This is a genomic window from Botrimarina hoheduenensis (assembly GCF_007859815.1).
GTDB lineage: Bacteria > Planctomycetota > Planctomycetia > Pirellulales > Lacipirellulaceae > Botrimarina > Botrimarina hoheduenensis.
This window is the reverse complement of the sequence record NZ_SJPH01000002.1, coordinates 389,099-403,302: the sequence shown is the minus strand read 5'-3', so window position 1 is coordinate 403,302 and position 14,204 is coordinate 389,099. Positions and strand designations below refer to the sequence as shown.

The 14,204-nt window shown below is 62.8% G+C and carries 11 protein-coding genes; 7 read left to right on the top strand and 4 right to left on the bottom strand.

The genetic code is table 11. The features are described 5' to 3' along the window. The first annotated feature begins 43 nt into the window (after positions 1–43). Together Pla111_RS05375 and Pla111_RS05370 are read left to right on the top strand one after the other, a co-directional pair. On the top strand, positions 44–1,066 hold the full coding sequence (locus Pla111_RS05375; protein WP_146572146.1) for an N-acetylmuramoyl-L-alanine amidase: 1,023 nt from the start codon (positions 44–46) through the stop codon (positions 1,064–1,066). Between the two features lie 53 nt (positions 1,067–1,119). Continuing rightward, the gene (locus Pla111_RS05370) at positions 1,120–1,758 is read left to right on the top strand and encodes a 3-keto-disaccharide hydrolase (protein ID WP_146572144.1); all 639 of its coding nucleotides are present in this window, start codon (positions 1,120–1,122) and stop codon (positions 1,756–1,758) included. 37 nt (positions 1,759–1,795) lie between these two features. On the opposite strand, the gene Pla111_RS05365 is transcribed toward Pla111_RS05370, so the two are convergent. Next, positions 1,796–2,788 carry an NAD(P)-dependent alcohol dehydrogenase gene (locus tag Pla111_RS05365; RefSeq protein ID WP_146572143.1) on the bottom strand — a complete coding sequence of 331 codons (993 nt, stop codon included), beginning with the start codon at positions 2,786–2,788 and terminating at the stop codon, positions 1,796–1,798. Between the two features lie 183 nt (positions 2,789–2,971). Continuing rightward, positions 2,972–4,636 carry a Ppx/GppA phosphatase family protein gene (locus Pla111_RS05360; protein WP_197524779.1) on the bottom strand — a complete coding sequence of 555 codons (1,665 nt, stop codon included), beginning with the start codon at positions 4,634–4,636 and terminating at the stop codon, positions 2,972–2,974. Positions 4,637–4,923: 287 nt separating this feature from the next. On the opposite strand from Pla111_RS05360, the gene Pla111_RS05355 reads away from it, so the two are divergent. After that, the gene (locus tag Pla111_RS05355; RefSeq protein WP_146572139.1) at positions 4,924–5,769 is read left to right on the top strand and encodes an Lpg1974 family pore-forming outer membrane protein; all 846 of its coding nucleotides are present in this window, start codon (positions 4,924–4,926) and stop codon (positions 5,767–5,769) included. A gap of 124 nt (positions 5,770–5,893) precedes the next feature. Here Pla111_RS05355 and Pla111_RS05350 read toward each other — a convergent pair whose 3' ends face one another. Then, positions 5,894–6,430 carry a YHS domain-containing protein gene (locus tag Pla111_RS05350; protein ID WP_231930763.1) on the bottom strand — a complete coding sequence of 179 codons (537 nt, stop codon included), beginning with the start codon at positions 6,428–6,430 and terminating at the stop codon, positions 5,894–5,896. A 359-nt stretch (positions 6,431–6,789) separates the two neighbouring features. Between Pla111_RS05350 and Pla111_RS05345 the strand changes: the two genes are divergently transcribed. Then, the gene (locus Pla111_RS05345) at positions 6,790–7,821 is read left to right on the top strand and encodes a hypothetical protein (RefSeq protein WP_146572135.1); all 1,032 of its coding nucleotides are present in this window, start codon (positions 6,790–6,792) and stop codon (positions 7,819–7,821) included. Between the two features lie 21 nt (positions 7,822–7,842). Here Pla111_RS05345 and kdsB read toward each other — a convergent pair whose 3' ends face one another. Next, positions 7,843–8,649 (bottom strand): 3-deoxy-manno-octulosonate cytidylyltransferase, encoded by an 807-nt coding sequence (gene kdsB, locus Pla111_RS05340; protein ID WP_146572133.1) that lies wholly within the window; start codon positions 8,647–8,649, stop codon positions 7,843–7,845. Between the two features lie 250 nt (positions 8,650–8,899). Here kdsB and glmS point away from each other — a divergent pair, with 250 nt between their 5' ends. The 3 genes from glmS to Pla111_RS05325 all read left to right on the top strand — a co-directional run bounded on the left by glmS (position 8,900) and on the right by Pla111_RS05325 (position 14,115). Next, entirely contained in the window at positions 8,900–10,774 is a 1,875-nt protein-coding gene (gene glmS / locus Pla111_RS05335) for a glutamine--fructose-6-phosphate transaminase (isomerizing) (protein WP_146572131.1), read from the top strand. A 312-nt stretch (positions 10,775–11,086) separates the two neighbouring features. Further along, complete coding sequence (locus tag Pla111_RS05330) at positions 11,087–12,169, top strand: metalloprotease (RefSeq protein ID WP_146572129.1); 1,083 nt, start codon at positions 11,087–11,089, stop codon at positions 12,167–12,169. Between the two features lie 377 nt (positions 12,170–12,546). Beyond that, positions 12,547–14,115: an HD-GYP domain-containing protein gene (locus Pla111_RS05325; RefSeq protein ID WP_197524777.1), complete on the top strand. Its 1,569-nt coding sequence runs from the start codon at positions 12,547–12,549 to the stop codon at positions 14,113–14,115. Positions 14,116–14,204: the final 89 nt, after the last annotated feature.

Sequence of the window (14,204 nt, the reverse complement as noted above, 5' to 3'; positions counted from 1 at the left end):
GAAACGTCTGCCCGGCCAACCCTTTCTCCCTCGGGATCCTCTCATGCCAATCCGGCTCTCCCTTTGCCTCTTCGCGACGCTGCTTGCGGCAACCTCGCATGCCGACGAACTTTCTCCCGGCAAACCGCTGCCGCGTACGGGAGACGAGATCGTGGTTTGCGGTCAGCTGTTCCACACCACCGCGCCGGTGGTCACGTGGATGGATCCGGGCGGGTACGACGCTTACCGCGTTGAGCGGCGCTTCAGCCCCTGGGAGCGAGCCGAGTGGGACGAATCGAAAGAGGACGCCAGCCTCGATTCGCCCAACCGCTACAGTCTGCGGAAGGAGACGCTCACGCCCGAGGCGATCGAACGCCTGCGGGGCGGCGGATGGTCGCTCGATGAGTTGCAGGGGGTCGTCGACCAGTTCGTGCTGCACTACGACGTGTGCGGTGTGAGCCGGCGGTGCTTCCAGGTGCTGCACGATGCACGCTGCCTGAGTGTCCACTTTATGGTGGACATCGACGGCACGATCTACCAAACGCTCGACCTCAAGGAGCGGGCTTGGCATGCCACAACCAGCAACGGGCGCTCGGTCGGTGTTGAAATCGCGCACATCGGTGCTTACACCGCCAAGACTCGTCAAACGCTCGACCGCTGGTACACGACCGATCCCGACGGACGGGTGCGACTCACGGTGCCCGAACGGATCGGCAACGGCATCGGCGGGTTAGGCGTTCGGTCGCCCGACTTTGTCGGCCGACCGGCGCGCAACGAGCTAGTGGTGGGTGAAATCCAGGGGACGCAACTCTATCAGTACGATTTCACCGCCGAACAGTACGACTCGCTCACCAAGCTGACCGCCACGCTCTGCCGGGTTTTTCCGAATCTGAAGTGCACCTACCCCCAAGACAGTTCGGGCGAGGTCTTTCCGCGCAAGCTGGACGATCCCGAGCTGCGTGCCTACCAAGGCGTTCTGGGCCACTACCACATTCAAGATAACAAGACCGATCCAGGCCCGGCACTCAACTGGCGGCGGATCGTGGGCGGAGCCCAGCAGTTGCTCAACAACGCCGAGGGGGGTTGATCGTTTTCGTATCCCCGTGCTCGATCTCTTTTCCTAGGTATCGGAAATTTTCCATGACGCGATCGATAAGCTTAGCGCTCTCCGTGGCGCTCTTGGTTAGCGGTTTCTCTACCGCCTCGGCAAACGATTGGGTCTCGTTGTTTAACGGGAAAGACCTAACGGGCTGGCGCGCTTCGGAGCACCCCGAGACCTTCCGGGTGGAAGAGGGCTTAATTGTCGCGAATGGCGAGCGATCGCATCTCTACTACGTCGGGCCCGTATGCAAGGCCGATTTCCGTAACTTTGAGTGGCGGTGCGAGGTGATGCTCGAGCCCGGCTCGAACTCGGGCATGTACTTCCACACGGAGTATCAAGATGTCGGTTGGCCCGAACGCGGCTATGAGGCGCAGCTCAACAACACGCAGTCCGACCGCAAGAAAACGGGCGGGCTCTACGACATTGCCGACGTGATGGATGTCTCGCCCGTCCGCGACAACGAGTGGTTCACTCAGCACGTGATCGTCCGTGGCAAACGGATCATTGTGAAAGTGAACGACCAAGTCGTGACGGACTATACCGAGCCCGATGATGCGGACAGCCAGCCGAATCGACGGGGCGGGCGCCTGTTGTCGCACGGCACGATCGCACTGCAGGGGCACGACCCGGGCAGCACCGCGCGCTTCCGTAAGATCGAGGTCAAGCCGTTCGACTGAGCGACGCACAGCGAGGGACGGCACGCCTCGGAACGGATCACGGCGTGATCACGAGCTTGCCGATCGACCGGCCCGCCCCCACATAGCTTATGGCTTCGGCGGTTTGGTCGAGCGTGTAGCGGCGATCGATAACGGGTGTCACTTCGCCGCGGAGCGCCAGGTCGGCGAGTTGAACCAGGTCGGGCACGTTGTGGCGGAGCGCGAACACACGCACTCGCTTGCCACGGCACAACCGCGAAACACCACCCAGCAACAGCGTCTTGAGCAAATAGCCGATTGATCCGCCCACGGTCAGATAGACGCCGCCCGCACGCAGGGACCGCCTCCAGCGACGCAGTGAGCCAACACCGACGATGTCGAGAATCAGGTCGTAGCGATCGTCCGGCAGATTAAAGTCGGCGTGCATGAAGTCCAAAACGTGGTCGGCACCCAGCGCGCGCAGGCGATCAAATTTCGCGGTGTGATCCACCGCCGTCACTTCGGTTCCCCTGATCTTTGCCAGCTGAATCGCCAAGGTCCCCGTGCCGCCGCCGGCACCGTTGATCAGCACCCGTTGCCCTGGTTGGAGATCGACATGGTCTCGCAGGGCCTGCAGCGCGATCAAGCCGGATTCAGGAAGGCAGGCGGCCGCTTCGGGCGAAAGCCCGGGCGGGCGGGTGGTGATCGCGGCGTCTTGCGGAACGCACAACCACTCGGCGAACGCGCCCAAGCCGTGCAGGAGCGTGTCGCCAAAAATCTCGTCGCCCAAATTGAATCGCGAAACCTCGGGTCCGACCCCTTCGACACGTCCGGCGAAGTTGTAACCAAGAATCTTCGCTTTCGGACGGAACAGCCCAAACCCCGACAGCTTGACCCACACGGGCTTGCCTCGGAGGATCTCCCAGTCTGCTTTCGCAACCGACGCGGCGTGGACTTTCACCAGCAGCTCGCCCGGTCCGGGGCAGGGCTTCGGGACTTCGGCGATACGCAACACGTCGGGGTTGCCATACACTTCGCGGACCAGCGCCCTCATCATTTCTCCAGGATTCATCTGCTTTTGCAACACCAGGGGATCTCAAGGAGGGGCGGACAAGTTAACCCTTCGATGCCGCAAACTATTGCCCCGCTATCGCCCCGCTAACGGCCACCGCGGATTGGTCGATGGGCGAGATTCTGCTTTATCTAGCGGGACGCTGGCGCACGATCGGCGACGTGCAAGGGCCTTCCACGAGTCCTATTCGCCGACCGCCGCAAAATAGACCCTGCGTCCCGAAACCCGCTCGAACAGATCGACCTTGCGGCGCGCCGCCCACAGATCCATCTCGGCGTCGCCACTGGTTCGGACCGTGATCTCCACGCGATTCTCGGTTACGCCAACCCGTAAGTCTTGTACCTGCTGCTGATGCGTCCGATCCAGCGCGAGCGCCACCCGGAGGATCGCCGCCAACTTCGCCACGCGGTCTTGGTCTTCGTCCGAGAGCGCGGCAAAGGGCTTGTGCTTTTGCTTGGGACGGGCACCCCGGTGGTAGCGGGCAATGTTCGCCACCAACCGCAGCTCATCACGCTCGAAACCGGGCAGATCGCTGTTGCGAATCAACTGGTAGCTGTGTTTGTGGTGCTGATCAAAATTGATCAGATAGCCCACGTTCGCCAGGATCGCTGCGGCGCTGATGAGCGGCGTATCCGTTTCGTTCAGACCGAGAGGGACAGCCAGCTGGGCCAGCAAGCGGCGTGCGATCCACGCAACCTGCTTAGCGTGCGGCAGATCGACGCCGCATCGTTCGGCAAAACGTTCGACCGCGGCCTCGCGCTCATCAGGGGCGATTGGCCGACCACCGGCACTGGCAGCCTCGATCATCGTGAGCAGCAATCCATCGCGCACCCCGCCGGTGTGCACTTGCACCACATTCACTTTCAGGTGGCGCATGATCCGATCGATCACGAGCAGACCCGCGACGATAATATCCGCCCGGCGGGGATTGAGACCCGCCACCTTGCCGCGTTCTTCGAGCGTGAGCTTTGCCAGGTCCGCCGTGAGGTGCCGGACATCGGCACGGTTAGCGCGGTAGCCGCGAACCGACGCCTCTTCTCCCGACTTCTCTCGAGCGGCAAGCATCGAAGCCATCGCCGTAAAGGTTCCGCCGGCTCCGTACAGCATCGCGGGAACCAGCGGGGGCTTCTTAGCACCGCGTCGCAGCTCCTGATCGATAAACGTCTCAGCCGCTTCGAGCCGTGGACCGTCGCACATGCCCGCCAGACCACAGCGCTCCGCGACGCGAACGGCCCCCAAGCGCGTTGTGAGCACGGCCTCGACGATCCCCTCGGTCGCCAGCACAATCTCGGTGCTGCCCCCGCCGATATCGGCGACGGCGACCGGCTTGTCCGAGACGTCGAACGCGCGCGCGACGCTCAGAAAGCTGAGCCGCCCTTCCTGGTGAGCCGAGATCACCACCACTTCGATGCCCACTTCCTCACTAACTCGTCGGCAAAAATCGGGGCCGTTGCTGGCGTCGCGGACTGCGCTCGTGGCGATCGCCCGCACCTCGCGGACCGCGTAGCCCCGGGCGATCGTGACGAAGCTCTTGAGGGCGGTGATCGAGGACTCGACCGCTTCTTGACTCAGCGCGCCGGTTTCCGCCAGCGAAGAGGCAAGGCGTGTGTTCTCGCGCTCTTCGTCTAGCACGCGATAGCCGCCGGCCTCAGCCTGGGCGATGACGATCCGAACGCTGTTCGAGCCGATATCGATCGCGGCGAAGCGATCGGCTGCAACCTCCGGTGTTTCGGACGCCGAAGACGCAGCGAGCGCGTCGGTTGAGAGGGAACCATCGCTCGCCACGTCGTGCTTCTCCAGAAGGGTCGGGCCGCTCGGAACGGGTGCCCCGAGCAAAATGATCTTCACGGCCTGCACGGCTTCTGTAAAGCGATCGCTCCGCGGCGATCATCTCTTGCGGGGGGCGGAGAGGGCCGAGCAGAGGGGCACCGGCCCCTCCCGGTGTGGGGGTAGGATTGTAGGGCCCCTGGCGGTTAACGGGGCTCTCGCGCTTGACGTGCCTATAACCGTATCAACTTGTCGATCAGATGGACGGTTGGTAGGCCCGGTCGACACGCGGAAGTGCGGAGCGTGTGGGAGTAGAGCGCTAGGCGCGCGGGCCCCTCGTTCAGCCGCACGAGAAACGGAGTTTCTTTATGAAGGTGGCATGGATCGCCGCGATCGTCATTGCTCTTGGAAGCGATTGCGTCGCGTGGGCTAACGATAACGCCGGGTGGAACGCGCGGGTCGATGCCCTGCTGCTGGCTCCCAAGGTGAATGGCCCCGGCTTCGGCAACATCTTTAGGGGTGTGCCCGACAACGTCGATTTCATCGGGCAGTATGACGGCGGGCTCCAAGGGGGCGTGCGGTTTGTACTTGGCAAGGAAAATTGCGACGGCTTCGGCGTCCGCTTCCAATACTTCCACTTCGACAACGACGTGGACTATCGCGGTAATTGGGAGAACGGCATCAGCGAAATCTTCGACGGTCGGTCCCGTGTGGATGTTCACGCCATCGATATCGAGGCAACTCAGCGCGCAACCTTCCGCTCGTGGGACCTTGTTGTTGGTGGCGGCCTCCGCCAGGGTAGCGTCGCCCTGAGCCAGGGGGGCGGCCTGTTCGCCGGTATCGGCTCGTTCTATGGCCTGCCCTCGGGCGTCGATTTCGATGGCGTTGGCCCCACCTTCTCGATCTCTGCCGAGCGTCCGCTTGGTTGCACCAATGTCTCTCTGGTCGGTCGCGCACGCACATCGCTGCTGTTCGGCGACATCGATATCCTGCCGACCTTCGGCGGCGGATCGCAGGCGCTGCTGACGATCAACGATGAGTTTGTCCAGGTGACCGAGTTCCAGTTCGGCCTGAACTATGATCGCGCTCTGAGCCACGCGAAGACCTTGACCGTCGGCGTGTTCTGGGAAGCCCAACGCTGGGACAGCGACACCAACTTCCTCGGCGACCTCGCCCTACACGGTCTGTCGATACAGAGCGGTCTGAGCTTCTGATAATAAATCGGCCCCTCGGTCCGCAACCGCGGTGGGGGCTGCTATTCCAAACGACGCGGCCGCGGCGTACCCTCCCAGCCGGGAACGCCGCGGCCGCTTGTAGTTACTGGCAACGAGAAATGACTCAGCGTTCGGCATACTTAGCCGGGTTCGCGAGGAAAGCTTGCCGCAGCGGCTCGCTGGGGAAGAGGTACCGCTTGCCTTGGTAGTAGGTGGCGAACGCTTCGCGGCCGGGGTTGTCGTGCCGGCTATCGATCTTGCAGACCGCGCAATTGCCGTCGTAGGCCAGATCGGCCTGCGCGTACTTGTCGGGATTCGCGAGAAAGATGTCCTTCTCTTTTTGACTGGGGAAGAGGAACAGACGGTCCGCCTGTAGCGCGGCAAACTCCACCTTACCCGGCTTCCGAGCGCCCATCTCGACCTGGCAAACCACACAGTCACCGCCGGCGGCCGGTGTGTACTTTTCGGGATTGGCGTCGAACATTGCCTTCTGCTTGGCACCGGGGAAATAGTAGGTCGTGCCGTCGTAGTCGGTCTGGAACCGGGCATCTCCCTTCTCCCATTGCTTCATCTCGATAATGCAGACAGGGCAGTAACCGTCGAGGCCCACCTTAGCGGCAGGCGCTTGAGCAAAGAGCGCGGCCGAGCTTGTCGTGACCACGACTATCCCGAGAAAAGCTCGGCTGAAAAACGACACGGAAGACTCCATAACAATATCTCGCTTTATGTGTGCGAACGAAAGATAACGGGGACGCGACTCGGCCCGCTCTCCCGTACGCACCCTATCTGCTTCGGATCGCGTGAACGACATTGCGCGGCCAGCAACTAATCCCGCGGTGTGAGGGCGCTTACGTATCCGCCCCGGCGCTGTAAGACAGATCACCAAACCGGCTCGCGAAATGATTCGCCGAGCAGGGTGAAACTTGTCGTGAGCGAATCGCGTCGTGCAGATACGTGCCCCTCCGCAATGCACTCCGCGGCCGTGCGGTTCGGCCCGAAATCATAAAAAGGTGGTCGATCATGCTTTCACTCGCTAACGCCCGCCGCGGAGAGCGATCCCTGATTTTCGCCGCTTTGCTACTGGCGTTCGGAGGGGCGCTGGGCGGGACCGAGCCACGCCCTCGGGCCGAAAACCCTCCGATCGACTTTTCGATTAAGCCGATCGTCACGAGGCCCGATTCGCCGGGCGAGCCGCGACTGTGGCCGGTCTGCTACTCGTCTTCTGGCGGGAATGAGATCCGCAATTGCTTTGCTTGGCGCCACGGTTGGCCCGCTTTTGCTGAATCGCAGGGGCTGCCGCTGGTGCGGCGGCACGGAGCGTTGTGGATCCACAACCCTGGCGGCGTCGTCACGGGTCAACCGATGCGGTTCCAACAATTAACCCGCTGCCGGCAACAGGCTGAGCTGTCAGGCAATGAGACGCTGGCGCTCGTCTCGCGTTGGGACGAGTTCACGGAGCAGATGTGCCGCATTGCTGCGGAGGGGCACTTGTTGATTTACCTGGGCTGCCCCGCGACGCTCAAGCCGCTCGCCGACGAGACGGACGAGGCGTGGCTGGCTCGCGCGGTCGAAGAGATCGGCCCCGTGCTGGCGATCGAACCTCGACCGATCCTGGCGTTCGACGCCACGTACGGTCATCCGGCGGATAAGGATCGGCAGACCTGGGCCCGCGCCGGGGGCCCCGACGGGTTAGTAGCGCTGCTCCTCAAGGAATTAGACTCTCGCGGCTACGAAATCTTGGTCGAGCCCGCGATCCTCGTCGAGGCTGACTGGCTGCGTCAGCGGGCCGGCGTCGTCGCCAATGAGTTCTGGTGGGACAAGATTCTTCGCCGCGGCGGCGACTTCCGTCCCCCCCATCAATTCCCCGCATGGGGGAAATTCTGCAAGCCGAGCGAGATCACCGGGCGTCAGGTGCGGCTGCTAACCCAACTCCACCGCAAACCTTGGGAAGAACAGCTTCCTTATGTGCGGGCGACGCTCGCCGCAGGGTACGACGTTGCGGTCTTTGGCGGGCATCTGAATCGCCTGCTGGATGACACTCCACCCAAGTAAGCACGAACGCCGTGACGCAGACTATGCGGCTTGCACCCGCGCTTGCCGTCGCACAAACGCGGCGTAGTCGGCGGGCGTATCGATCCCCGCTGCCGCGTGCGTAGTCACGCCCACCCGGATGATTTGCCCCGCCTCTAGCACGCGCAGTTGTTCGAGCTTCTCGGTCTGCTCGAGCGGCGAGGGAGGGAGCTGGGCCATCTGCAACAAGAAGTCACGTCGGTACGCGTAGATGCCCAGATGATGGAAGAACCGGGGCGAATCGATGGAGAGCGCTGCGCTCAGTGCTTCGGGGTCTCGCACGAACGGGATCGGGCTGCGGCTGAAGTAGAGCGCACGGCCCGAAGCATCGAACACCACCTTTACGTTGCTCTGGTCCTGGAGCCGTTCCTGATCGAGCAGGGGCGTGGCAAGGGTCGCCATGGGCGTCGAGGTGTCTTGCGTTAAGACCGCGACCACTTGGTCGAGGCAGGCGGGCTCGATCTCGGGTTCGTCCCCTTGCAGGTTGACGAATACCTCGTATTGCGGCAGCTGCCGGGCGACTTCGGCGACACGGTCGGCACCGCTCGGGTGGTCCGGACTGGTGAGGATCACACGACCACCGAAGCGAGTGACCTCAGCGGCGATTGCCTCATGATCGGTCGCAACGATCACCGCATCGGCCCGCTCTGAGCGCATCGCGGCCTCGTGGGTGTGCTGGATCAACGACTTCCCCGTCTCGCGGAGCAGCATCTTGCCCGCAAGCCGGGTCGAGTGCATGCGGGCGGGAATGACAATAGCTACCCGCGGCAAAGGAAGCCGTGAAACTAACGAACCGTGCAAAGCGTCCATGCGATAGCGGTCGCCAGCTGAGCGACGGAAGGGGAGGGTAGTGCTAGCGGGCGTCAAAGAGATAGCCCGATCTAGTTAGTACGCGATCCTTTTGAGCGGGCCTAGATCGGATCCGAGACAGACGGGGGCCCGTTCGCCGCTCCAGGTGCGAACGCTAGCGATTCAACCTTCCGGCGAGCGGACCCTGCTGCCTAGAATCCGGGCCGCTGCTGCCCCGTAACTTCTGCTTTCCCCTGCTGAGAACCTGCCCATGTGCGGCATCGTTGGCTATGTCGGTCCGAACCGTGCTGCGGACTATCTGCTGGAGGGGCTCCGTCGGCTGGAATACCGAGGCTATGACAGCTCGGGAGTCGTGACAGCCGAAGAAGGGGGAGCGCTGGCGATCACGAAGACGACGGGGCGGATCGAGCGGCTCGCCGCGGCGCTGGCAGCGACCCCCCATGAAGGGGAGATTGGGTTGGGGCACACACGCTGGGCAACCCACGGCCCCGCGACCGATGCCAATGCCCACCCCCACATCGGTGGAGACCGAGTGCTGGCGCTGGTTCACAACGGTGTGATCGAGAACTACGCCGCGCTGCGCGATCGTTTGAAAGCGAAGGGCTATCGGTTCGATAGCGACACCGATTCCGAGGTGGTTGCCCACCTGATCGCCGACGAGCTCAAGAAGGCCCGCGGTAAAGGGCCCGTTGCCGACGAACTCGACCCTCACGCTCTGATCGTCGAGGCGGTCCGTCTCGCAACCAGCAAACTCCGGGGCACCTATGGCCTGGGCGTCATCTTCCGCGAATGGCCCGGCGTGTTGATCGCCGCACGGCTCGGAAGCCCCTTGGTGATCGGCGTGGGCGACGGCGAACACTTCCTGGCTAGCGACGGCTCGCCACTGGTCGGTCACACCGATCGGATCGTTTACCTAGCAGATCACGAGCTGGCGGTGGTAACGGCCGGATCGATCCGCATCATGGGGCGTGACTCGGCAACGGTTGCCCACAGCGTTGAGCAGCTGGACATTGATAGCTCACAGGTCGAGCTCGGCGGTTATCCCCACTACATGCTCAAGGAGATCTTTGAGCAGCCCGAGTCGATCCGGGCCGCGATGCGGGGCCGACTCGATCGCGATCAGGCGACCGCGGTCTTCGGCGGGCTCAACCTCGACGCCCGACGGCTGCGTGGCATTGACCGCATGATTCTTACTGCCTGCGGCACGAGCTGGCACAGCGGGCTGGTGGGCGAGTACATGATCGAAGAGTTCGCACGCCTACCGGTGGAGGTGGAGTACGCCAGCGAGCTGCGGTATCGCAACCCGCCCCTGTCGTCCGACACCCTTCTTTTAGCGATCACCCAGAGCGGCGAGACCATCGACACGCTGGCAGCAATGCGCGAGATGAAACGCAAGGGACACCCGGTGCTCGCGATCTGCAATGTGGTGGGGAGCTCGATCGCCCGTGAATCGGACGGCGGAGTGTACCTGCACGCGGGACCCGAGATCGGCGTGGCCTCAACCAAAGCGTACACGTCGCAGTGTGTTGTGCTGGCGCTGCTGGCGCTGCACCTGGGCCGGTTGCGTCACCTCAGCTACGAGGCGGGCCTGCGTATCATCGACGAGCTAGAGGCGTTGCCCGAGGCGGTTGAACGCGCGTTGGAATCGAACGACGTGGCCCGTCGAATCGCGGGCCTCTACGCCTCTTGCGAAAACTTCCTGTACCTAGGGCGGCAGTACAATTTTCCCACCGCGCTCGAAGGCGCGCTGAAGCTCAAGGAGATCAGCTATATCCACGCCGAAGGGTACCCGGCCGCAGAGATGAAACACGGGCCGATCGCGCTGGTGGACGAGGCAACCCCCAGCGTTTTCATCGTTCCTCAGGGGGGGGTGTATGACAAGGTGATCGCCAACATGGAAGAAATTCGGGCCCGGGGCGGCCCGGTAATCGCCATCGTTGACGAGCAGGATGAGCGTGCTAGCGCTATCGCGACGGAGGTGATCCGTGTGCCGGCGGTGGCCGATTTTTTGCAGCCAATCGTGACCGCCATCCCGCTCCAGCTGCTGGCTTACCACATCGCGGTGCTACGCGGATGCGATGTCGATAAGCCCCGAAATCTCGCCAAGAGTGTGACGGTTGAATAATCGGGGGCGATTCCCGCCCGAGATTCGGTGCCGTTGATTTGCTGACGCCTCGGCCCTGCGATACGATACAGAGGCGGAGACCGGCCAAGGGATCCCACAGCCTCGCCGCACTGGTGTTGACGGGCAGGATGACCGTGATCCCCTCGGGTCAGCAACATTGGCCCGCGATGCCGGAAGCTCCTTGCCAGACCGTTGCTGGGCAGCCTCATTTTAGCGGTGCGTCGGCCTCCCCCCGGTAGGACGCCGCTTTGACTTAGTTCTTAGTTTCGCGGTGCCGATCGTATGGTCAGCAAACCCGTAGTACCCTCCACGATGGCACGCGACCCGGGCGACAGCCTGTTGCGTTGGAGCCTCCCCGTGGGCCACGGCATTTGGTTGCACGCGACCCTGCTGGGACCGCTGTTGGTCGGGTTAGGAATCGCCGCGCAGGTTGACTCTCCACTCAGCGGGCTCCTGCTGGTGAGCGTATGGTTGCTTTCGCTGCTCGCGCACGAGGCTTCTCACGTGCTAGCGGCGGCGCGTGTCGGTGGCGATTATCGCACGATGGTGCTGGGTCCCCTGGGAGGCCTCAGCACCCCGCGGCTTCCCAACGATCCCGAGGCGACCGTGTTTGTCGCAATGGCCGGGCCGATAGCGAATCTCTCGCTGGTGGTACTCGCCGCCTTTGGCTTGGCGATGTACGACGAGACGGGCCTGGCCGCAATGTTTTTACCCATGTCGAACAACCTGACACTCTCGGGCATCACGGATTCGAACACCGTACTCCTGACGCTGGCTAAGCTGCTGGTATGCGTCAACTGGCCCTTGTTTGTTCTCAACCTGCTGCCCGCTTGGCCCTTTGATGGCGGTGCAGCGCTGCGCGGTCTGCTGTGGCCACTGACGGGCCGCTACTCTGCCGCGGCGGTTGTCGGAAGGTTGGCGATCCTGATCGGTTTCGCACTGGTCATTACGGCTTGGTTCGCCGAAGGCAGCCTGTTCACGGTACCGGCCTCGATCTGGATCATCTCGCTAGGAACCCTCGTGCTATTCGGCGGGAAAGCCGATCTGCCGGCGGGTGATGGCTGGGTCGCACTCGCGTCCGGCCCGAGCCGCCCCGAAAGCCTTCTGCGTGACGCCCGCAATACTCCCCACTCCCTCGAAGCGGACGACTCCGACGACGACCTGCTCGTGTTGGTGGAATTCACGGGTGGTGCCGAATCGATTCGTCCGCGTGCCGATGAGGGAGGGCCCCCCGACCGTCGCGGCCCACACCGCTCGACCAAAGACGAAGACGAGGCTTTGCTCGATCGCGTTCTTGCCAAGCTGCACGCTCTGGGAAGCGGGTCGCTAACCTCAGACGAGCAACAGGTGCTGCAGCAGGCTAGTCAACGCTTGCGTAGCCGACAGCGCCCTTAGCACTGCCCGCAGCGGAGCTGACGTAGCCGGCAGCGGCCCTAAAGGGCGTCTCTTCTTTACTGCCGTTTGGCTCCGCTCAAAACGGGGAGCCGATCTTCTCTTCGCGGTCGCTACAACCCGCACATCCCGCCTCGTTGGGCTATTAACGACGCGGAAGTCCGTATCGGCAGCCCAAGACGTGGAAGGCACAGTGCTCTGAGTTGTAGCCTTACGCACCCCATGTTTTTTTGTGCCGTTACGCATAGATAGAATTATCAAGCACGTTGACCGCTGTTCAGCCAATAACTGAAGTCTCTCCTCCGAGCGGGGCCGCACGAGCGGCATCGCAAGAGAGTCTGCTTGCGCGCTTAGACGAGGCCTTCGGCCAAACTTTCGCCGTGATCGATCCGGTTTCGAGCGTGCTCGAACGGGTTTCACCTGATTGGCCCCGCATCGACCTGTTCCGATGGGTCAGCTTGTGCGAACACGTGGCGCGCAGCGGTCGGGTCGAAGTAATTGAAGAGCACGCCCCGCTGACACTCATCGCGGTGCCGCTGCCCAGTGATGATCCGCTAGGTCCGCCGAGTCGGACGGCTGTCACGGTGCTGCTAACCGAGCCGATCAAATCGATCGCGCAGCTAGAGTCGGCGGCAAAAGTGTTCGGTATCGACCCGGGACAGGCTTTGCAGTGGGCCACCGGGCGAAGCACCATCGGCACGCACGCCGCTTTGCGGCTTACGGTGGCGATTGTCGAGGCCGAGTCGGCAGCCCGGGTGACGCAGGTCGCACGGGCCCAACTTTCTGAGACCAGTGGCCAGCTCTTGGCTACCTTCGAAGAGTTGAACCTGCTGCATCGACTCATCGAACGCTTGTCGCTCGACCACAGCCATCGGCAACTCTGCGAGAATGCCGCATCGTGGCTGGCCGAGGTTGTGCCCGCCGACGCGATTATCGGTCGCCTGCTGAGCCCCCTGAATGATCGACTGGGCGAGCCTTCAGGAGACGCTTCTCACGGCGATCCGTACACGATTTTTCTTGGCCCCACGGCCCTCATTGAAGGTGATCTCGATCGGTTCTTTGATCGGCTTGGCAGCGAAGCGCGGGGTCGCACGGTCGTGCTCAACCGCGATCGGACCGCTTCACCCACCTGGTGCTACGCGGGAGTCCGCGAGGTTGTTTCGGCTCCGATTCTCGCCAACGGCGAGTTGATCGGCTGGCTAGCGATCCTCAACCGAAGCCGCAAAGGCCCCGCAACCATCGCCGGGGGTTTCGGCGCGGTCGAGTCGAGCCTGCTCTCAAGTGTCGCCGCGATTCTCGGTGTTCATGCGACCAATCACTTACAACTACGCCAACATACCGAGCTCTTCTCCGGCGCAGTCAAAGCACTCAGCTCGGCGATCGATGCCAAAGACCCTTACACCCGAGGCCATAGCGATCGCGTCGCGCGGATCGCGGTGCGGTTGGCCCAGCAAATGGGGTCCGACGACACCGCGCTGCGTGACCTCTACCTCGGCGGGCTGCTGCATGATGTCGGCAAGATCGGCATCGATGACAACGTGCTGCGAAAGCCCGACAGACTGACCGAAGAAGAATTCGCCCACATCAAGAAGCATCCTGAGTTGGGTGTGCAGATACTCAAAGGGGTGAAGCAGTTAGATTCCGTCTTGCCCCTCGTGTGCCACCATCACGAAGCGTGGGACGGCACCGGCTATCCCGCGGGGCTGACCGGTCCCCAAACTCCGCCCAACGCGCGGATCATGGCGGTTGCCGACGCGATCGACGCCATGGGCAGCGACCGCCCGTATCGAAAAGGCATGCCGCGCGAGAAAATGGAGGCCATCCTCCGCGATGGCGCTGGATCGCAGTGGGACCCTGTGGTGATCGACGCCTACTTTACCGTCGCCGATGAGATCGCACAGATCGCAAGTGTTGAGCGTACGCCTGTTGATCTGGGCGCGGTTGAATAGCTACGTCGAACAGCTACGTCGAATAGCTATCCCGTGCTATCGATCTTTTCGAGCGCGCTTCCGATAGCCACGGACGCTACTCATCCGTG